The 17,964-nt window shown below is 72.5% G+C and carries 17 protein-coding genes; 9 read left to right on the top strand and 8 right to left on the bottom strand.

All coding sequences use genetic code 11. From position 1 onward, the window contains the following. Positions 1–57 precede the first annotated feature (57 nt). Positions 58–813: an SDR family oxidoreductase gene (locus tag GSY69_RS04735; RefSeq protein ID WP_160952728.1), complete on the top strand. Its 756-nt coding sequence runs from the start codon at positions 58–60 to the stop codon at positions 811–813. A 4-nt stretch (positions 814–817) separates the two neighbouring features. Here GSY69_RS04735 and GSY69_RS04730 read toward each other — a convergent pair whose 3' ends face one another. From GSY69_RS04730 to GSY69_RS04720, 3 genes are all read right to left on the bottom strand, one after another. Then, complete coding sequence (locus GSY69_RS04730; protein ID WP_160952727.1) at positions 818–2,350, bottom strand: DHA2 family efflux MFS transporter permease subunit; 1,533 nt, start codon at positions 2,348–2,350, stop codon at positions 818–820. Between the two features lie 69 nt (positions 2,351–2,419). Then, complete coding sequence (locus GSY69_RS04725) at positions 2,420–3,052, bottom strand: PadR family transcriptional regulator (RefSeq protein ID WP_407925005.1); 633 nt, start codon at positions 3,050–3,052, stop codon at positions 2,420–2,422. Further along, positions 2,952–4,217 (bottom strand): CaiB/BaiF CoA transferase family protein, encoded by a 1,266-nt coding sequence (locus tag GSY69_RS04720; RefSeq protein WP_160952725.1) that lies wholly within the window; start codon positions 4,215–4,217, stop codon positions 2,952–2,954. Before GSY69_RS04720 ends, GSY69_RS04725 begins: the two co-directional genes overlap by 101 nt. A gap of 307 nt (positions 4,218–4,524) precedes the next feature. Here GSY69_RS04720 and GSY69_RS04715 point away from each other — a divergent pair, with 307 nt between their 5' ends. From GSY69_RS04715 to GSY69_RS14155, 6 genes are all read left to right on the top strand, one after another. Continuing rightward, entirely contained in the window at positions 4,525–5,436 is a 912-nt protein-coding gene (locus tag GSY69_RS04715) for a LysR family transcriptional regulator (protein ID WP_160952724.1), read from the top strand. Between the two features lie 72 nt (positions 5,437–5,508). Then, positions 5,509–6,735 (top strand): acetyl-CoA C-acetyltransferase, encoded by a 1,227-nt coding sequence (locus GSY69_RS04710; protein WP_160952723.1) that lies wholly within the window; start codon positions 5,509–5,511, stop codon positions 6,733–6,735. Between the two features lie 178 nt (positions 6,736–6,913). Further along, positions 6,914–7,705, top strand: coding sequence for an electron transfer flavoprotein subunit beta/FixA family protein (locus tag GSY69_RS04705; RefSeq protein ID WP_160952722.1), 792 nt, complete (start codon positions 6,914–6,916; stop codon positions 7,703–7,705). 18 nt (positions 7,706–7,723) lie between these two features. Continuing rightward, on the top strand, positions 7,724–8,674 hold the full coding sequence (locus GSY69_RS04700) for an electron transfer flavoprotein subunit alpha/FixB family protein (RefSeq protein WP_160952721.1): 951 nt from the start codon (positions 7,724–7,726) through the stop codon (positions 8,672–8,674). 130 nt (positions 8,675–8,804) lie between these two features. Continuing rightward, positions 8,805–9,932: a YihY/virulence factor BrkB family protein gene (locus tag GSY69_RS04695; protein WP_160952720.1), complete on the top strand. Its 1,128-nt coding sequence runs from the start codon at positions 8,805–8,807 to the stop codon at positions 9,930–9,932. Positions 9,933–10,039: 107 nt separating this feature from the next. Next, positions 10,040–10,708 carry a hypothetical protein gene (locus tag GSY69_RS14155; protein WP_202410813.1) on the top strand — a complete coding sequence of 223 codons (669 nt, stop codon included), beginning with the start codon at positions 10,040–10,042 and terminating at the stop codon, positions 10,706–10,708. A gap of 82 nt (positions 10,709–10,790) precedes the next feature. Here the strand turns inward: GSY69_RS14155 and cls are convergent, their stop codons facing one another. Then, entirely contained in the window at positions 10,791–12,278 is a 1,488-nt protein-coding gene (cls, locus tag GSY69_RS04685; protein WP_268525980.1) for a cardiolipin synthase, read from the bottom strand. A gap of 249 nt (positions 12,279–12,527) precedes the next feature. On the opposite strand from cls, the gene GSY69_RS04680 reads away from it, so the two are divergent. Continuing rightward, positions 12,528–13,718 carry an acyl-CoA dehydrogenase family protein gene (locus tag GSY69_RS04680; RefSeq protein ID WP_160952718.1) on the top strand — a complete coding sequence of 397 codons (1,191 nt, stop codon included), beginning with the start codon at positions 12,528–12,530 and terminating at the stop codon, positions 13,716–13,718. Between the two features lie 45 nt (positions 13,719–13,763). Here GSY69_RS04680 and fabG read toward each other — a convergent pair whose 3' ends face one another. From fabG to GSY69_RS04665, 3 genes are all read right to left on the bottom strand, one after another. Further along, positions 13,764–14,507, bottom strand: coding sequence for a 3-oxoacyl-ACP reductase FabG (gene fabG, locus GSY69_RS04675; RefSeq protein ID WP_160952717.1), 744 nt, complete (start codon positions 14,505–14,507; stop codon positions 13,764–13,766). Between the two features lie 120 nt (positions 14,508–14,627). Then, a complete protein-coding gene (locus tag GSY69_RS04670) occupies positions 14,628–15,791 on the bottom strand; it encodes an acyl-CoA dehydrogenase family protein (protein ID WP_160952716.1) in 1,164 nt (387 codons plus the stop codon). A gap of 20 nt (positions 15,792–15,811) precedes the next feature. Beyond that, positions 15,812–16,270, bottom strand: coding sequence for a MaoC family dehydratase (locus GSY69_RS04665; RefSeq protein ID WP_160952715.1), 459 nt, complete (start codon positions 16,268–16,270; stop codon positions 15,812–15,814). 133 nt (positions 16,271–16,403) lie between these two features. Here GSY69_RS04665 and GSY69_RS04660 point away from each other — a divergent pair, with 133 nt between their 5' ends. Continuing rightward, entirely contained in the window at positions 16,404–17,183 is a 780-nt protein-coding gene (locus tag GSY69_RS04660) for an NUDIX hydrolase (protein ID WP_160952714.1), read from the top strand. A 26-nt stretch (positions 17,184–17,209) separates the two neighbouring features. On the opposite strand, the gene GSY69_RS04655 is transcribed toward GSY69_RS04660, so the two are convergent. Further along, positions 17,210–17,908, bottom strand: coding sequence for a molybdopterin-binding protein (locus GSY69_RS04655; protein ID WP_160952713.1), 699 nt, complete (start codon positions 17,906–17,908; stop codon positions 17,210–17,212). Positions 17,909–17,964 lie beyond the last annotated feature (56 nt).

The raw sequence follows: 17,964 nt of genomic DNA, 5'->3' as shown, positions 1-17,964 counted from the left end.
GCTGAACAATTGTTCGGCACGCTCAAATCCGGGTGTGCGCAGACACGAGGAGGAGACATGGCAGGACGCTTCGAGGGCAAGGTCGCCATCATCACCGGGGCCTCGCGCGGGATCGGGCTCGGCATCGCCGAGCGGCTCGTCGCCGAGGGCGCGCGCGTGGCCATCACGGCCCGCGGCGAGGAGGCGCTCGCCGCGGCGGTCGAGCAGCTCGGCGGGTCCGCCCGCGCGCTCGGCATCGCCGGCAAGGCCGACGACCCCGCCCACCGCGACGCGGCGATCGCGCAGACGGTCGACGCGTTCGGCCCCATCGACTTCCTCGTCAACAACACGGGCATCAACCCCGTCTACGGCCCCATGATCGAGCTCGAGGACCGCAGCGCCAGGAAGATCTTCGAGGTCAACGCGCTGGCGCCGCTGCTGTGGGCGCAGGCCGTGTGGAGCGCCTCGATGGCCGAGCGCGGCGGGGCGATCGTCAACCTCGCCTCCGTGGCGGCCCTGCGCCAGCCCGACGGGATCGGTTTCTACGGCTCGTCCAAGGCCATGCTCATCCACATCACGCAGCAGCTTGCCTATGAGCTGGGCCCCACGGTCCGGGTCAACGGCGTGGCGCCGGCGGTCGTGAAGACGAAGTTCGCGGAGAAGCTCTACGAGGCCGGCGAGGAGAAGGTCGCGCAGGGCTACCCCCTCAAGCGCCTCGGCGTGCCCGCGGACATCGCCGGGCCCGTCGCCTTCCTCCTGTCCGAGGACGCGAGCTGGGTCACCGGGCAGATCCTCACGCTGGACGGCGGCGTCACGCTGGGCGGCGGCGTCTGAGCGCCTACCCCTGTGCCGCGGCGGCCTTGCGCGCGGCATCGCGGCGCGCGGAGACGAGGAACAGCGCGGCCACCATGCCCAGGGCGATGACGGCGGCGGGCAGGTACTCGGACTGGCCCATCGCGCGGGAGAACGCGGTGTGGAGGAACCCCGGCAGCGCCCCGGAGGCCCCGGCCGCGGTGCCCGCCCCCGCGCCGCCGGCGCTCCCGGCCGCGGCGCTGAGCTCGGCGGTGATCCGCACCTCCATCATCGCGGCGATCGCGGCCGAGCCGAGCACGGCGCCCACCTGGCGCGTCGTGTTGTACACCCCGGAGCCCGCGCCGGCCAGCAGGCGCGGCAGGTTCCGGGTGGCGGAGACCGACAGCGGGCCCCACGTGCAGGCGTTGGCCAGCCCGAGCACCACCGCGGGCACGAGCAGCCACGGCCAGGCCGCGTTCGCGGCGATCTGCGCGCCGTAGAGGGCGGTGCCGACCGCGAACATCCCCAGTCCGGCGGAGGCCACCCAGCGGGTGCTCCACACCTCGAGCCTGCGGCCCACGACGGGAGCCAGCACACCGGAGATCACGGCCGTGGGGGCCAGCAGCAGGGCCGACTGGGTGGGCGTGAAGCCGTGGACGTTCTGGGTCCACAGCATGATCGGCAGCATCATGGACGACACGACGAAGCCCACGGTCGTCACCGCGAGGTTGGCGAGCGCGAAGTTGCGGTCGCGGAAGAGCACGAGCGGCAGCAGCGGTTCCGGGCGCGGCCGGGTGCGCCGGCCAGCGGGCTCCGGCGGCCGGCCCAGGTAGGCCTGCCAGCCCACGAACGCGGCGAGGACGACGGCGCCCCCGATGATGAGCGACCAGACGCTGATGGGCCCCGCGATGGTGCCCCAGCCGAAGTTCTCGCCCTCCTGGATGCCGAAGACTACGAGGAACATGCCGATGGCCGACAGGGCCACGCCCAGCCAGTCGAAGCGATGGCGGTGGGTCTCGAGGACGGGCACGTTGACGATCGCGAGGACGAAGCCCACGATGCCCACCGGCACGTTGACGAAGAAGATCCACTGCCAGCCCAGACCGTCGACGAGAACGCCGCCCAGCAGCGGCCCCACGAGGCTTGCGACGCCGGCCGTCGCACCCCACAGGCCCATGGCGGCCCCGCGCTTGTCCGGCGGGAAGAGACGAGTAATGACGGCCATGGTCTGCGGCGTCATGATCGAGGCGCCCAGGCCCTGCGCCACGCGGGCGAGGATGAGCATCTCGATCGAGCCGGCGAGCCCGCACCACAGGCTCGAGGCGGTGAAGACCGTCAGGCCGATGAGGTAGAGCCGCCGCGGGCCGAACCGGTCGCCCAGCCGGCCGGTGATGAGCAGCGGCACCGCATAGGCGAGCAGGTAGGCGCTCGTCACCCAGATGACGGCGGTGAGCGAGGTGTCGAGGTCGGTCGCGAGCCGCGGGATCGCAACGGTCACGATCGTCGCGTCCACGAGGATCATGAAGAAGCCGAAGATGAGCGACCACAGGGCGGGCCACGGCTTCACGGTATCGGTCATGGTGGGTGAGTCCTTCGGGTTCGGCGGAGGGGAACGGGCGGGATGGTTCGGGCCGGCCGGCGGGTCGGCTCAGGAGGGGCCGGCGATGCGGCTGCCCTCCCACGCCAGCGCACCGGCGTCGAGGCGCTCGAGGACGCCCGCGAGCCAGGCGATCTGCGCCTCGGCGACGGCGAGCCCGTACGTGTGGTCGAGCCAGTGCCGCTCGGCGAGGCCCACGCGCTCGATGCCGCGGATCGCCGCGCGCGCCTCCTCGCGCTCGGCGCGCGCATTGGCCAGCCGGTCGGCGAGGGCGGCGCGCGCCGCCGGGGCGCTCAGGTGCCCGATCTCCGCGAGGCCCACGCGGAAGTCGGACCGCTCGCCGGTCGGCTCCGCGATCAGCCGCCGCACCTCGGCGCGCAGGGCCTCCCGCCCCGCCGAGGTGATGGCGTAGGTCGTGCGCTCGGGCCGGTTGCCCGCCCGCTCGGTCCCGCGCTCGCGGACGAGGCCGTACTCGGCGAGCCTGCCGACCTGGTGGTAGAGGGTGCCGGGGCTGACCTTGACGAGGCGGTCGTCGTGGCGCCGCAGCATCGTGCGGTACATCTCGTACGGATGGGCGGGCGGCTCAGCGCTCGCGCAGCCAGGCGCGGACGGCCTCGGAGTCCGCGCCGAGGGCGGGCGGGTCCAGGTCGTACTGCACGCTCGTCTCGGACAGGGTGATCGGATTGGCGACCGTCGGCACCGCATCGGGCCGCCCGCCGGCCCGCGCGATCGGGGCGAGCCCCAGGCTCTCCGCGAGCTCGACGCCCTGGGCCACGGAGTTGATCGGCGCGCACGGCACACCGCGCTCGGTCAGCCGCGCGTACCACTCCTGCGCGTCGCGGTGGGAGAGCGCCTCGATGAGCAGCTCGGCCAGCTCGGGGCGGTGGCCGTTGCGCGCGTCGTTGCGGGCGAAGCGCTCGTCGTCGGCCCACTTCGGGTGGCCGAGGACCTCGCAGGCGGCCCGGAACTGCCGGTCGTTGCCGACCGCGAGGATGAGCTCCCCCTCCCCCGTGGGCAGCGGCAGATAGGGGTAGAGGCTGGGGTGCTCGTTGCCCATCCGGGTGGGCGTCACCCCGCCGGCCACATAGGCACTCGTCTGATTCGCCAGGCCGGACAGGGCCGAGGACAGGAGGTTCGCGTCGACCTTCTGACCGCGCCCGGTCGCGTCGCGGTGGCGCAGAGCGGCGAGGATGCCGATCGTCGTGTGCAGCCCTGTGATGACGTCGAAGATCGCGACGCCCGCACGCATCGGCTCGCCGTCCGGCTCGCCCGTCAGGCTCATGAACCCGGAGAGGCCCTGGACGAGCAGGTCGTAGCCCGGCTGCGGATTGGCCGGCCCGAACCCGGTCACCGAAGCGTAGACGATGTCCGGGTTCTCCTCCCGCACGCTGTCGTAGTCGAGGCCGTACTTCGCCAGGCCGCCCGGCTTGAAGTTCTCCACGAGCACGTCGGCGCGGCGGGCCAGCTCGCGGGCGAGCGCCATGTCCTCGGGATCCTTGAAGTCGAGCACGACGTCGGTCTTGTTGCGGTTGACGGACAGGTAGTAGGTCGCCTCACCGTCGCGCACCGGCGGCCGCCAGGTGCGGGTGTCGTCGCCGCCGGGCCCCTCGACCTTGATGACGGTCGCGCCCAGGTCGGCGAGCATCATCGTCGCGTAGGGACCCGCCAGCACGCGGGCGAAGTCCGCGACGAGCAGCCCGGCGAGCGGACCCTCGCCGCTGCGCCCGAACAGCCGGGCGGCCCGGCGCCCCGCGTCCTCCCGTGCCTCGCCGCCCCGGGAGCCTGCGCCCGGCCGGGCCTCCGCCGCCGGCGCGCCGGCCTCCCGCTCGCTCGCATTCCCGTTCGCCATCGAACACTCCTCGCCTCGTGGTCATCGGGCGGCCCTGCCGCACCCGCCACGAGCCTACGCGGAACGGCCGGGCCCGCGGCGCGGGGGACGGCGCCACCCATGCCCGCGGTGCACGGGACCGCGGTGCACGGGCAGGCGTTCATATGTGCGAAAAGCAAACAGTCCATATCGAGCGTGCAATAATGGACGCGCAATCGGCGGCACCGGGCGGCCGCGCTCCGGAGGCCCGAGTAAGGGCCCCGGCCCCGCGGGAGCACGGGCCCGCACGCGCCGCCGCCGCGCACGCCACTGCGCTCCGCGCCCGTCCATGAGGGAGACTGCCATCGAAATCCACCAGGTCCGCGCCTTCCTCGCGGTTGCCGAGGAACTGCACTTCGGCCGCGCCGCCGAGCGCCTCGAGATCGCCCAGCCGCCGCTGAGCCGCACGATCCGCCAGCTCGAGGGCGAGCTCGGCACCCGCCTGTTCGACCGGACGACCCGCTCGGTCACGCTGACCCCCACGGGGGCGGCCCTCGTCGAGCCCGCCCGGGCCGTCATCGAGGCCACCGATGCCGCCGCCGAGTCGATCCGCAAGGCCGGCGCCGGCCTCATCGGCACGATCCGGGTGGGCTTCACCACCGCCGCCGGCGGGCAGTACATCGCCCAGCTCGTGCGCGCCTCGAAGGAGCGCAACCCGGGCATCGACTTCGTCCTCGAGACGGACGTCTACACCCCGGACGCTCTGCCGCGCCTCGTCGACGGCACCCTCGACCTGGCCCTCGTGCGCGCCGACGCCCTGCCCACGCGCCTCGAGGGCCGCGCCGTCGTGCGCGAGTCGCCGGTCGTGCTCCTGGCCCGCGACCACCCGCTCGCGAACCGGGCCGAGCTGACCATCGCAGACCTCGCCGACGAGGACTTCATCATGCTGCCGGGCAATCCCAGCCCGCCCACCCGCGAGCTGTTCTTCCACTGGTTCTTCGCGGCCGGGCTGCGGCCCAAGGTCGTCCAGGAGGCGCCGGACTCGCTCATGATCGCCTCGCTCGTGGCCACCGGGCTCGGCATCTCCATCAGCCTCGACCAGGCCATCGCGCACGTCGACTCGGAGCGCCTCGTGACAGTGCCGCTCGCGGTGGACCACCCGCCCATGCTCATGCAGCTCGCCCACCGGGAGCAGGACGCGAATCCCGCGCTCGCCCAGGTCCTCCAGACCGCCGACGAGGCCCTCCCGACGGTGGGCTGAGCCGCCCCCGGGGCGGTAACGTGGGCCTGGCCGAGCGGGCACGGGCGCCCGCTCACACTCACGGGAGGTCCCATGCTCGACGACATCGTCATCTGCCGCCCACTGCGCTCCCCGGTGGGCGCGTTCGGCGGCCAGTTCCGCGCGCTGCCCGCGGAGGAGCTGGGCACCCAGGTGGTGCGGGCGCTCATGGACCGCAGCGGCCTCGACCCGGCGGGCGTCGACGATGTGGTCTTCGGCCAGTGCTATCCCACGATGGAGGCCCCGGCGCTGGGCCGCATCATCGCGCTCAACGCCGGCCTGCCCGTCACCGCGGCCGGCTGCCAGGTCGACCGCCGGTGCGGCTCCGGCCTCCAGGCCGTCATCAACGCCGTCGGGGAGGTCGCGACCGGGGGCGCCGAGGTGGTCATCGCCGGCGGCGCCGAATCGATGTCCGGCACCGGCTATTTCACCGACCCCATCCGCTGGGGAGTGCGCGGCGGCAACATCGAGCTCAAGGACAGCCTGGTGCGCGGGCGCGCCACCGCGGGCGGCAGGGACCACCCCATCCCCGGCGGGATGATCGAGACGGCGGAGAACCTCCGCCGGGAGTACGGCATCGGCCGTCAGGAGCAGGACGAGTACGCCGTGCGCTCCCACCAGCGCGCCGCCGCGGCCGCCCGGGAGGGCCGCTTCGACGACGAGATCGTGCCGATCACCGTGCCCGGCACGCGCAAGGAACCGGAGCACGAGGTGCGCACGGACGAGCACATCCGCCCCGACGCCTCGCTGGAATCGCTGTCCAGGCTGCGGCCCATCATGGGCGGCCAGGACGCGGAGGCGACCGTCACCGCCGGCAACGCCTCCGGCCAGAACGACGGGGCAGCGGCCTGCATCGTGACCACGCGCGCCCGGGCCCAGGCCCTGGGCCTGAGCCCGCAGCTGCGGCTCGTCAGCTGGTCCGTGGCCGGGGTGCCGCCGGAGACCATGGGGATCGGGCCGGTCGCGGCGACGGCCCGCGCGCTCGACCGCGCCGGCCTGAGCATGGCCGATATGGACCTCATCGAGCTCAACGAGGCCTTCGCCTCCCAGGTCCTCGCGTGCACCCGCGCATGGGGCCTGGGCGCCCAGGACTTCGAGCGCGTCAACGTCAACGGCTCGGGGATCTCGCTCGGCCACCCGGTGGGCGCCACCGGAGCCCGCATCCTCGCGACGCTGGCCGGCGAGATGGGCCGGCGCGGGGCCCGCTACGGCCTGGAGACGATGTGCATCGGCGGCGGCCAGGGCCTCGCGGCCGTCTTCGCCGGCGCCGAGCGCAGCTGAGCGCCGGTGGCCGAGGGCTGCGCGGTCGCGCAGGCGATGGCTGAGGCGGACCTGACTGCCGCCCCCGTCCCCAGCGAATACACACTGAACAGTTGATAACCTAGGGGGAGCCAGCCCTCGCGAGCCGCAGACGACTCGCACCGGGCACCGGTTCCCCGCAGAGAGGATGACCGAACACATGCGAATCATCGCTTTTGTCAAGTATGTTCCGGACGCCGCCGGCGACCGCAGCTTCGAGGACGACAACACCGTCGACCGCGAGTCCGACGGCCTGCTGTCGGAGCTCGACGAGTACGCGGTCGAAGAGGCGCTCCAGATCGTGTCCCAGGCCGGCGACGGCGAGGTCATCGCCCTCACCGTCGGCCCCGAGGACGCCGAGGACGCCGTCCGCAAGGCACTCCAGATGGGTGCCCACAAGGGCGTGCACGTCTACGACGAGGACATCGAGGGCTCCGACGCGCTCTCCACCTCGAAGGTGCTCGCCGCCGCGGTGCGCAAGGTCATCGAGGACGAAGGCGATGTCGACCTCATCCTCACCGGCCTCGCCTCGACGGACGCGCTCATGTCCGTCGTCCCGGTCCAGGTGGCCGAGCTGCTCGGCCTGCCCGCCGCCACCCAGGCCTCGGACGTCGAGGTCAACGGCTCGACGGTGCGCGTGCGCCGCGACGGCGACACCGCCTCCCAGTACATCGAGGTGGCGCTGCCCGCGCTCGTGTCCGTGACGGACCAGATCAACGAGCCCCGCTACCCCTCGTTCAAGGGGATCATGGCAGCGAAGAAGAAGCCGCTCGAGGACTACGACCTCGAGGACATCGACCTGGACGCCGCCGAGGTGGGCGAGGACGCCGCCTACACGGAGGTCATCGACATCACGGCCCGCCCGCCGCGCCAGGCCGGCGAGATCGTCGCCGATGAGGGCGAGGGCGGGCAGCAGCTCGTCGACTGGCTCGCATCCAAGAAGCTCGTCTGATCAGAAGGGACTGCACACATGTCTGAAATCCTCGTTCTCATCGACCATGCGGACGGCTCCGTCGACAAGTCCTCGCTCGAGCTGCTCACCGCCGCGAAGTCCGCGGGCACCCCGGTCGCCGTGTTCGTCGGCACCGCCGAGGCCGCCCAGCAGGCCGCGCCCACCCTGGCCGAGTACGGCGCCGAGCGCGTCCTCGTGGCCTCCGACCCGGCGCTCACCGAGTACCTCGTCGCCCCGAAGGCCGAGCTGCTCGCCTCGCTCGTCGAGTCCCAGCAGCCGGCCGCGGTGTTCGTCTCGGCCAGCCCCGAGGGCCGCGAGGTGGCCGGCCGCGCCGCCGCGAAGACAGACTCGGGCATCATCACGGATGCCGTCGACGTCACGCCGGATCTCGTCGCCACCCAGTCGGTCTTCGCCGGCGGCTACACGATCACCGGCAAGGTCGTGAAGGGCACGCCCTTCATCGCGATCAAGCCCAACTCCATCTCCGCCGAGCCCTCCCAGGGCGCAGGCTCCGTCGAGGAGATCTCGTTCTCCCCGTCGGACGCGGCGAAGACGGCCCGGATCGTCTCCGTCGAGGAGAAGCCGGCCTCCGGGCGGCCGAACCTCACCGAGGCTGCGATCGTCGTCTCCGGCGGCCGCGGCACGAACGGCGACTTCGCGCCGGTCGAGGCGTTCGCCGATGCCGTCGGCGCGGCCGTGGGCGCCTCGCGCGCCGCGGTGGACGCCGGCTGGTACCCGCACGCCAACCAGGTGGGCCAGACGGGCAAGACGGTCTCGCCGCAGCTCTACGTGGCGGCGGGCATCTCCGGTGCGATCCAGCACCGCGCAGGCATGCAGACCTCGAAGAACATCGTCGCCGTCAACAAGGACGACGAGGCGCCCATCTTCGAGCTCGCCGACTACGGCGTCGTGGGCGACCTGTTCGCCGTGCTGCCGCAGGCAACCGACGCGGTCAACGCGCGCAGGTGAGCCGCGCCCGCGCTGCGGTGCGGATCGGCTGATCCGCTCCGGCGCGCGGCGGCCCGGGGTCCGTGCCCCAGCGGGGCAGGCCGGCACGAGGTGCCGGCCCGCCCCGCTTTCCGTGCCGTAGACTTGGGCGGTGCCCCAGCAGAAGATCTTCTCCTCCGTGCGCCCCCAACGGCTGACCAGAGCCGGCCGGGGCTATGCGTGGGCGCGCACGGTCCAGCGCTTCTCCGATGAGCGGCGCATCGACTCCGCCGCCGCCCTGTCCTTCTACTTCCTGCTGGCCACGGTGCCCGCCCTGGGCGCGGCGATCTCCACGATCTCCGTGTTCGGCCGCGGCCCGCAGACGGTCACGAGCCTGCTCACCTGGCTCACGCAGGTCACCGGCAGCCAGCAGGCGATGGCGGCCGAGGAGCCGCTCATGACGCTGGCGCGATCGTCCGCGAACATCTTCGTGTTCGTCATCGGCATCGCCGTCTCGCTGTGGTCGGCCGGCAAGTTCGTCGGCGCGTTCGGCACGGTCGTCAACAGCCTCTACGGCATCCCCGAGGGCCGCCCGTACTGGTACCTGCGCCTGCAGAGCTTCATCCTCACGATCATCCTCATCCCGCTCGTCGCCGCCGCCCTCGTCTGCATCGCGGGGCAGGCGGACCTCATCGAGGCGATCGGCGTCCACGGCGCCTTCGTCGTCATCTGGCAGGTGGCGCGGATCCCGGTGGCGATCCTCCTGGGCTACCTCATCATCGTCGCGCTCAACACGCTGTCCTCGAACGTCAAGCGCAAGCGGCTGGCCACCTCGTCCCTGGGCTCCCTCGTGGCGCTGCTGGCCTGGGCGATCCTCACGGCGCTGCTCTACCTGTTCGCCGCGATGGGCGGGTTCAGCTCGACCTACGGTGCGCTCTCCGGCGTCCTCCTGGTCCTCCTGTGGCTGTGGCTGTCGAACTGCGCGCTCATCTTCGGCGCCCTGTTCGAGGCCGAGCTCGACCGCGCCCGCCAGCTGCAGTCCGGCCTCGCCGCCGAATGGGAGATCATCGCCCAGCCGCGCCGCCGCAAGCGCATCGACGATCGCGCGGCGCGCGAACTGGGCTTCGCGCGCATGGGCGATGCGCTGCGCGCCAGCGGGGGCCAGTCCGTGGGCAGCGTGCGCATCGCCGATTTCCGCGCGAAGAGCGCCAAGCGGCGCCGCGCCCGGGCCAAGAGGTCGGCGAAGTACGCGTGGCGGGCGGGCCGCAGTGCGGCGAGGGCGGGCTCGGGTGCGCTGTAGGCGAATGCGACGGTGAAGACGGCCATCGTGTCATCGTAGGCCGGCGTTTCGGACGACGGCGGCAGAACGCGCCCTGTCGCGGCGCGAAGCCGTATAGACTCGGGGGCATGAAGAAGCGCATCATTCTGCTGGCGGGACTGGGCATCGGCTTCGTGCTCGGTTCGCGTGCCGGCCGCCAGAGCTACGAGAAGCTCAAGAACCAGGCCGCCTCCGTGTGGAACGACCCGAAGGTCCAGGAGGGCGTGCACCGCGCCGCCGAGACCGTCAAGGAGCAGGCCCCCGTCGTCGCGGAGAAGGTCAAGGAGGCCGCGCCCGTCGTGGCTGAGAAGGCCAAGGAAGCGGGCACGAAGGTCGGCGAGGCCGCCTCGGATGCCGCCTCGAGCGCCAAGGACAGGGCCGCCGACGCGAAGGGCGCCGCGCAGGACAAGGCCGCCGAGGCCAAGGGCGCCGGCAAGGACAAGCCCGCCGCGAAGCAGGAGACCGGGGCCGCCGCGAAGGGCTCCCCCAGTGCCGCCAAGCACCCCGCAAGCTCCGCGAAGGCGACGACGGGCAAGGACTCGACGGCCGCCTCGGCGCAGGCGACGGGCACCGAGCCCGCCTCCGACCGGCGCTCCGCGCCCGATGGCCGCAACGAGGATGTGGTGCCGGAGGGCCCGACGAAGTCGAACAACCTCGCCCCCGCCGTGCTGCCCGACGTAGCCAGCGATCCCGAGGGCCAGATGGACAGCGAGGGCCCGGACGCCTCGTACATCCACGGCCAGGAGGGCAAGGCCTGACGGGCTGAGTCCGACACGCGAACGGCCACAGGGCCGGTCGACTCCTGCGAGTCGGCCGGCCCTGTTCCCGTCCCGCCGCAGCTCAGAGCAGCGAGCTCGTCAGCCGGCTGACGTTCTCCGCGTACTTGAGGTACCAGGGCCGCCGGCGCCACCGCTGCAGGTCCAGCTCCGGGGAAACCGGCCGGTAGTCGCGGTCCTCGAGGGCGTACATCTGCGCGGCGAAGCCCTCGTCGACGATGAGCATGGAGACCTCGAGGTTCATGGCGAACGAGCGCTCGTCCATGTTCGAGGAGCCGATGATCGTGACGTCGTCGTCGATGATGAGGAACTTCGAGTGCAGCACGGTGGGCGCCGGGTAGCGGAAGATGCGCACGCCGGCATCCACGAGCTCGTCGTAGTAGGACTCCTGGGCCTTCTGGGTGATCGCGTGGTCGCTCGTGGCGCCCACGTAGATGCGGATGTCCACACCCGAGTGCGATTCGGTGACCAGCGCGTGGAGCAGCGACTCGTCCGGCACGAAGTAGGGCGAGCAGATGACGACCTGACGGTTGGCGTTGTAGATGAGGTGGTTGAACATCCGCAGGTTGTTCTCCAGTTCGAAGCCCGGGCCGCTGGGCACCACCTGCGCGAGCAGGCCGCCGGACTCCGGTGCCTCGAGGACCAGGTTGACCTCATCGGCGATGATGTCGCCGGTCTCCGAGTACCAGTCGGAGGCGAAGACGGCGTCGAGCTCCGTGACCATGGGGCCTGTCACCCGCATCCCCAGGTCCTTCCACTGGTAGCCCTTCCGGCGGTTGCGGCGCTTGTTGTACGAGCGGTCAATGACGTTGAGCGAGCCGGTGTAGGCGACCGCGCCGTCGATGACGAGGATCTTGCGGTGATTGCGCAGGTCAGGGCGCTGGTACTCCCCCCGCCACGGGCGCACGGGCAGGCTGCGGCGCCACGCGACGCCCGCGTCGTTGAGCAGGCCCACGAGCTCGGAGTAGCCGGGGTAGCCGACCGAGCCGATGTGGTCGATGAGGATGCGCACCTGCACCCCGCGGGCGTGGGCGCGCAGCAGCGCGTCGATGAGTGGGCGCGTCGTGTCGTCGAGTGCGACGATGTAAAACTCGAAGTGGACCGTGTGCCGGGCGCCGTCGACCTCGGCCGCCATCCGCGCGATGCACGCGTGGTTGTCCGCGATGAGCTCCACGCCGTTGCCGTGGGTCATGGGCAGCGCGCCCAGCGAGTAGTTCAGCCGCGCCGCCGTCGTCAGGGGCTCGATGAGATGGTCGCTGCGGCCGATGAGCGCGGTGTCGCCGGTGCGCTGCTTGATGAGCTCGTTGACCGCCCGCTGCCGCTCGCGGCGCCGGCGCGGCAGCTTCGCGGAGCCGAACAGCAGGAACGCGATGAGCCCGGCGTAGGGGTTGAGGAAGATCGCCATGAGCCAGCCGAGCGCCACGGTGGGCTTGCGGCGATAGGGGATGACGCCCAGCGCGACGATGCGGATGATGAGGTCGGGGACGACGAAGAGGGCGATGCGCCACCAGGGCTGGCCGACGTCGCCGTCCCACAGGCTCCAGAACTCCACGGTGCCTCCCCTCCGTCGCATTGGGCCGCTGGGCGGCCGCGCCCCACCCGGGGTCCTCGCCGATTCTAGTGGCGACCCTCAGCGCCCGCGCAGTCGGCCGCACCGCGGGCGGGGGGGCTGCCGAAGGCCACACTCCGGACGCGAGCCCCGCGTCCGCGACGATGGGCGAGCATGGCTGCGGGCGCCCGCGCGCCCCGGGCCCGCGCCTTAGCGGAGCCCGCGCCCAACCCTCGACGGTGAGGAGCACCCGTGACGCACAAGCCCAGGCCCCGCCCGGATTCCCCGCAGCTCATGACGGATGACCGGCGCGAACTGCAGGGCCTTGCTCGGCGCTTCGCCCGCGAGGTGGTGCTGCCCATCGCGAACGAGCTCGACCCGGTCGAGGGCCAGTTCCCGCCCGAGCTCGTCGCGCAGATGGGCGAGATGGGCTTCTTCGGCATCCTCATCCCGGAGGAGTACGGCGGGCTGGGCCTGGGCGTCTTCGAGTACTGCCTGGTCGCCGAGGAGCTGGGCCGCGCCTGGATGAGCGTCGCCGGCCTGCTGGCCCGCGGCAACGGGATGGGCGGCGGCTTCTCCCCCGAACAGGAGGCGCGGCTGCTGCCCAAGGTCGCCACCGGCGAGTACCTGGGCGCGTTCGCCCTGTCCGAGGCGGAGGCCGGCTCCGATGTGGCGAACATCCGGTGCCGTGCCGAGCGGGCCGACGACGGCAGCGGCGACTGGCTCATCACCGGCACGAAGATGTGGTGCACCTACGCGGACCAGGCCGACTACCTCGTCCTCTTCGCCCGCACCGCCACGGACCCGGACCCGGCCAAGCGCCACCGCGGGATCTCCGCCTTCCTCGTGGAGAAGGAGCGCGGGACGTTCCCGGAGCGCGTGACGGGGACCGCGGCGCGCAAGATCGGCTACTTCGGCTGGAAGACGTGGGAGCTGGCCTTCGACGGGCTGCGCCTGCCGGCCGACGCGCTGCTGGGCGAGGAGGGGCGCGGGTTCTACCAGGCGGTCTCCGGGCTCGAGGTGGGCCGGGCGCACACGGCCGCCCGCTCAATCGGCCCGGCGCAGGCGGCGCTCGAGGACTCGCTGGCCTACCTGCACGCCCGCGAGCAGTTCGGCCACCCGCTCGCCGACTTCCAGCACCTGCGCTTCACGGTCGCGGACATGGCCGCCCAGATCGAGGCGAGCCGCCAGCTCATGTACCACGTGTGCACGCTCATCGACCCCGGCCACCGGGCCTCGCAGGAGGCGGCGATGGTGAAGTACCTGGCCGCGGAGATGAGCGAGAAGGTCACGTCCCAGGCCGTGCAGATCCACGGCGGGGCGGGCTACACGAAGGACTTCGCGGTGGAGCGCCACTGGCGCGACGCGCGGCTGACGAAGATCTTCGAGGGCTCGTCGGAGATCCAGCTGCGCATCGTCTCCGACGAGCTGCTGGGCCGGTAGGCGCGGTACCGCCCCTGCGCCGGGGCGGTACCGGCCGCGGCGCGCTCAGATGTGGCGTCCGCCGCTGATCTCCGTGACCGTGCCGGTGAGGTAGCTCGACATGTCGGAGGCGAGGAACACGACGACCGAGGCGACCTCCGCGGGCTCGCCCGCGCGGCCCATGGGGATCTCCGCGAGCTTCGCGTCGATGACGTCCTGGCGCATGGCCGCGGTCATCGCGGTGTTGATGAAGCCGGGCTGGATCGCGTTGACGCGCACGTTCTTGAAGCCCACCTCCTTCGCCGCGGCCTTCGTCATGCCCACGATTCCCGCCTTCGCCGCGGAGTAGTTCGTCTGCCCGAGCATCCCCACCTTGCCGGAGATCGACGAGACGTTGACGATCGACCCGCCGCCGGGCTGTTCGCGCATGATGCCCGAGGCGGTCTTGAGCCCGTTCCACGTGCCGCGCAGGTGCACGGCGATGACCTGGTCGAACTGCTCCTCGGTCATCTTGCGCATCGTGGCATCGCGGGTGATGCCCGCGTTGTTGACCATGATGTCGAGGCTGCCGAACGCGCTCACGGCGCGCTCGCACAGCGCCTCGACCTGCGCAAGCTCCACGACGTTGCAGGCCATGCCCACCGCGCGCTCCCCGATGCCCAGCGACTCCGCGGCCCTCACGACCGCCGCCTCGTCCAGATCGCCGAGCACCACATTGGCGCCCTGGGCCGCGAAGGCCTCCGCGATCGCGAATCCCAATCCCTGCGCGCCGCCGGTGATGACCGCGGTGCGCCCCTCGAGAAGTCCCATGATCCGTCCCCTCACTCCGTTGTTCGTCCGTGCTCTGTCGATTCGCTTCCGCCCGCGCTCCGTGCACCCGCCGCCCACCGGCCCCGGCCACGGCGCCGGCCCCGGCCCCGGCCCTGACGGCTACTGCCTGTGCGCGCCCTTGAGGACCTGGCGGGCGATGACGAGGCGCTGGATCTCCGAGGTGCCCTCGTAGATGCGGAAGAGGCGCGCGGCCCGGTAGAAGCGCTCGATCGCGGACTCGCGCATGTAGCCCATGCCGCCCAGGATCTGCACACCGCGGTCGGCGACCCGGCCCAGCGCCTCGGAGGCCACGAGCTTCGAGGTGCTGGGACCCAGCTTGCGGTCCGCACCCGCATCCCAGCGCCGCGCGGAGTCCAGCACGAGCGCGCGGGAGGAGGCCAGGTCCGCATAGCTGTCCGCGATCATCGCCTGGACGAGCTGGAAGTCCGCGATGGGCCGGCCGCCCTGGGTGGCCTGCGCGGCGTAGTCCGTGCACTCGTCGAGGATGCGGGTCATCTGCCCCACGCAGACCGCGGCGATGTGGAGCCGGCCCTTGTTGAGCGAGGCCATGGCGGCGCGGAAGCCCGCCTCCTCCTGCCCGCCGATGAGGTTGGCGCCCGGCACCCGCACGGAGTCGAAGAACACCTCGGAGGTCCAGGCGCCGGCCTGGCCCATCTTGTGGTCGTGCGGGCCCACGGTTACGCCGGGCGAGTCCGTGGGGACGAGGAAGACGGAGATGCCCTTCGTGCCCGTGGCCTGCGGGTCCGTGCGGGCGAAGACGATGAGGACGTCCGACATCTCCGCATTCGTGATGAAGCGCTTGGTGCCGGTGATGACGTACTCGGCAGCCTCGCCCTCCCCCTCCCGCAGCGCACGGGTGCGCAGCCCGGAGGGATCGGACCCGGCCTCGGGCTCGGTGAGCGCGAACGACGCCACGACCTCGCCGGAGGCGATCTTCGGCAGCCACTCACGCTGCTGCTCGGGCGTGCCGTAGTTGACGAGCACCTGCCCGGCGATCCCGTTGTTCGTCCCGAACAGCGAGCGGAAGGCCGGGGTCGTGTAGCCCAGCTCCATGGCCAGCAGCGCGTCCTGCTCCGCGTTGAGCCCCAGCCCGCCGTGCTCGGCCGGGATCGCCCAGCCGTAGAGGCCCATGGCCGCCGATTGGGCGATGACCTCGGCGGGGAAGGCATCGTCGGCCTCGATCTGCAGCTCGAGCGGCACCACCTTCTCCCGCACGAAGGCGCGCACGGTGGCGAGGACGTCTGCGAGCTCGGCGCTGTCCATGGGCGTGCTCCCCCGGTGCCTCAGGCCTCGACCATGATGGACACGGATTCGGCGATGCACGCCGGGCGGTCCGCGCCCTCGATCTCGATCGTGTGCGTCATGACGACCTGGGTGCCCGAGTCCTTGCGGGTGACCTCGCTGAGCGCGATCGTGTCGCGCAGCTTCGAGTCCACGGGCACGGGGTGGGGGAAGCGGACCTTGTTGAGGCCGTAGTTGATCTTCATCTTCATGCCGGTGACGTCGACGACCTCCGCGCCGAACATGGGCAGCAGGGACAGGGTGAGGAACCCGTGGGCGATCGTCGTGCCGAACGGCCCGGACTTCGCCCGCTCCGCGTCCAGGTGGATCCACTGGTGGTCCTCGGTGGCGTCGGCGAACGCGTCGATCCGCGCCTGGTCGACGGTGAACCACTCCGAAGTGCCCAGCTCCTGGCCGACGAGCGCTTCGAGTTCGGCGATTCCGTTGATGGTGCGCACCATTGCTGCCTCCTGGCTGAGCGGCTGCGCGGTTGGGCAGCCGGGTGGGTGTGGCGATGGTCGGCCGGCGTGAAGGCCGTTGAACGACTGTTCTGCCATGCTAACGCTCCACCCGGGGCCCGGCTAAGGTGTGCACATGTCTGAGACTCCTCTCGCCGGCAGCGCTGCCGGCGCCCCGCCCGCCGGTGGGGGCCCCGCCGCCGGCACCGGGCCGGCCAACCCGGCCCCCGTCCGCCCGGCCGTCAGCGTCATCCTCGTCCGCGATGGGGCGGACGGCCTCGAGGTCTTCGTCCAGCACCGGGTGAAGACCATGGACTTCGCGGCGGGCATGGTCGTCTACCCCGGGGGCCGGGTCGATCCCGCCGACGTGCGCGCCGCCGCCTCCGCCGGGTACCCGGACGAGCTCATCGCCGCCCACGAGCGCGCGTGGGAGGCCTCCACCCTGGCCGCCGAGGGGCTGGGCGGCGGGCTCGCGGACCCGGCCGCCGCCGCTGCCGGGGCCGGGGCCGAGGCGCCCTCGTTCGCCGCCGTGCTGCTCGCCTGCGCGCAGCGCGAGCTGGGCGAGGAGACCGGGGCCGTCATCGATCCCGCGGCGCTGCGGCCGTGGGCGAACTGGACGACGCCGCCGGGGCGCCACAAGCGCTTCGACACGTACTTCTACGTGGCGCGCGGGGCGCACACGCAGGTCCGGCACCAGACGACCGAGGCAACCGATTCGCTGTGGATGCCGACGGCCCGCATCCTGGCCGAGCGCTCAGCGGGGCGCCTGCGGCTCATGCGCCCCACCCTCACGCTGCTCATGGAGCTCGACTCGCTGGGCAGCGCCGATGCCATCATGGGCGTCGAGCGGGTGGTCGAGCCCGTGCGGCCGAACGTGCCGATCTCCGAGTCCGACGCGCACCGCCCGCTGGACTGACGGGGCTGCGGCCGCACCCGCCGCACTCACCACGGCAGCATCAGCAGCGGGACCTCCTGGCCGTCCTCGGCCCCGCCCGCGGGGATGACGATGAGCCCGTCCGCCGCGGCCAGGCCGCGCAACATGTTCGAGCCCGTTCCCGAGGTCTCCGCCCAGTTCCCGCGCGCATCGCGCGCCGCGGGGACAATGCGCTCCGCACGGCCGCCGGGGATCGCCTCCGCCACCCGGCCCACGGCCGTCTCCTCCGCGCGCTGGCCCAGCAGGCCCCGCACGGCCGGCTGCACCACGACGCGCAGCGCGACCATGGCGGCCAGCGGGTTGCCCGGCAGCGCGATGTGGAGGACGCGGCGACCGGTCGGCGCCGAGTACTCGAGGGCGAACGTCGGGTGGCCCGGGCGCATCGCCAGCTCCGCGAAGAGGCTGCGCGCCCGGCCAGCGGCGACCCGGTCCTGCGCGGCGGCGCGCACGGCGTCGACGTCGGCGTGCCCGGTCCCGCCCGTGCTGACGATGAGGTCGCAGTCGAGGCACAGCGCATCGAGCGCGGCGTCGATCCCCGCGCGCGCATCGCCGCGGCGTTCGACCCCCGCGATCTCACACCCCAGGGCCGCGAACACGGCGGGCAGCTGCGGGCCGAAGGCGTCGCGCACCCGGCCCGGGGCGGGCATGCCGGCCTCGATGACCTCGTCGCCGGTGAGCAGGAGGCCCACCCGGGGCCGGCGCCGCACGGGCAGCGCATCGTCCCGCAGACCGCCGCGTACGCCGCGTGCGCGGGGCTCAGCGC

This window comes from Brevibacterium rongguiense (genome assembly GCF_009857845.1).
GTDB lineage: Bacteria > Actinomycetota > Actinomycetes > Actinomycetales > Brevibacteriaceae > Brevibacterium > Brevibacterium rongguiense.
Note: the sequence above shows the minus strand (reverse complement) of the source record. Positions and strands in the feature narration are given on the sequence as shown.